Origin of the sequence: Actinoallomurus acaciae (genome assembly GCF_042429965.1) — a bacterium.
Classification (GTDB): domain Bacteria; phylum Actinomycetota; class Actinomycetes; order Streptosporangiales; family Streptosporangiaceae; genus Actinoallomurus; species Actinoallomurus acaciae.
Genome location: NZ_JBHLZP010001059.1, coordinates 1 through 1244, shown reverse-complemented (window position 1 = coordinate 1244; position 1244 = coordinate 1). Strand labels below are relative to the sequence as shown.

Annotated in this window: 3 protein-coding genes; 2 read left to right on the top strand and 1 reads right to left on the bottom strand. The window is 72.7% G+C overall.

The window, feature by feature from the left end; translation table 11 throughout:
• The coding region (locus tag ACFFNX_RS50430; protein ID WP_378213617.1) for a thiamine-phosphate kinase at positions 1–499 on the bottom strand (499 nt) is incomplete at its 3' end.
• A 63-nt stretch (positions 500–562) separates the two neighbouring features.
• Here ACFFNX_RS50430 and ACFFNX_RS50425 point away from each other — a divergent pair.
• Positions 563–796: an Lrp/AsnC family transcriptional regulator gene (locus tag ACFFNX_RS50425; RefSeq protein ID WP_285571319.1), complete on the top strand. Its 234-nt coding sequence runs from the start codon at positions 563–565 to the stop codon at positions 794–796.
• Between the two features lie 4 nt (positions 797–800).
• Positions 801–1244 (top strand): DUF3515 domain-containing protein (locus ACFFNX_RS50420; protein WP_378213616.1); only part of this gene is annotated, 444 nt, incomplete at its 3' end.

Here is a 1244-nt window from a genome sequence, read left to right as displayed (position 1 = left end):
CGTGGCCGAGCCGGCCGCAGACCGCGACGACGTCGCCGGGACGAGCGCCCGCACGGGTCAGCGGCGGGCCGTCCAGTGCGCCCAGAGCGGTCACGGCGAGCAGCACCGTGTCGGCGCGGACGACGTCACCGCCCGCGATCGACGCCTCGACCTGCGCCGACTCGTCACGCATGCCGTCGCACAGGGCCTCCACCCAGGCGACGTCGGTCGCGGAAGGAACGCCGAGACCCACGAGCAGAGCCGTCGGCCGGGCGCCCATCGCGACCACGTCGGCGAGGTTCTGGGCGGCCGCCTTGCGGCCGATGTCGTACGGCGGCGACCAGTCGCGGCGGAAGTGGCGGCCCTCGACCAGCACGTCGGTGGTCGCGACCACCCGGCCGCCCGGCGCCGCGACGATCGCCGCGTCGTCGCCGGGACCCAGTTCTACGGCGGGGCCGGGTGCGAAGCGCGCGGTGATCCGTGCGATGATTCCGAACTCGCCGAGTTCGCCGACGGTGATGACCCACCTCCAGTGAAGACACGGTACGGTGACCGTCAGATTGGCAGTCCCAGGGAGGACGTGATGGTGCAGGCCTACATCCTCATCCAGACCGAGGTCGGCAAGGCCGCCGAGGTGGCCGGTGAGATCTCCGGCATCCCGGGCGTGACCCTGGCCGAAGACGTCACCGGCCCGTACGACGTCATCGTCCGCGCCGAGGCGAACAACGTGGACGAACTGGGCAAGCTCGTCGTCGCGTCGATCCAGTCGGTGGAAGGGATCACGCGGACACTGACCTGCCCCATCGTCCACATCTGAGCCGGTGTCCCTCCCGCCGCCAGTCTGCACCACGAGACGAGTTCTGGCGGCGGGCGGTGCGCTCGTCCTGCTCACCGGCTGCGGCACCGGATCCGTCGAGGTCCCCGTGCCGCGACCGCCCGCGGCGATCGCGGCCGTGTGCGCGCACCTGCGTGACCGGCTGCCCGCGAAGGTCCACGGCAGGTCCCGGCGCGCGACGTCGCCGAAGTCCTCGCTCGTCACCGCATGGGGCTCGCCCGCGATCGTGGTGCGCTGCGGCGTGCCCCGGCCCACGGCGCTGAAGCCCACCTCGCAGCTGGTGGTGATCAATGGCGTCAACTGGCTGGCGGTGCCGCCGGACCGCCCGGTCACCTTCACCGCCGTCGGGCGCCGGGCGTACATCGAGGTGACCGTGCCGGGCGCGTACGAGCCGCCGGGCGACGTGCTGATCGAGCTGGCCGATCCGATC

Excerpts from the sequence above, each read along its gene's own strand:
- ACFFNX_RS50425 (WP_285571319.1), top strand. The coding sequence starts at position 563 with ATGGTGCAGGCCTACATCCTCATCCAGACCGAGGTCGGCAAGGCCGCC.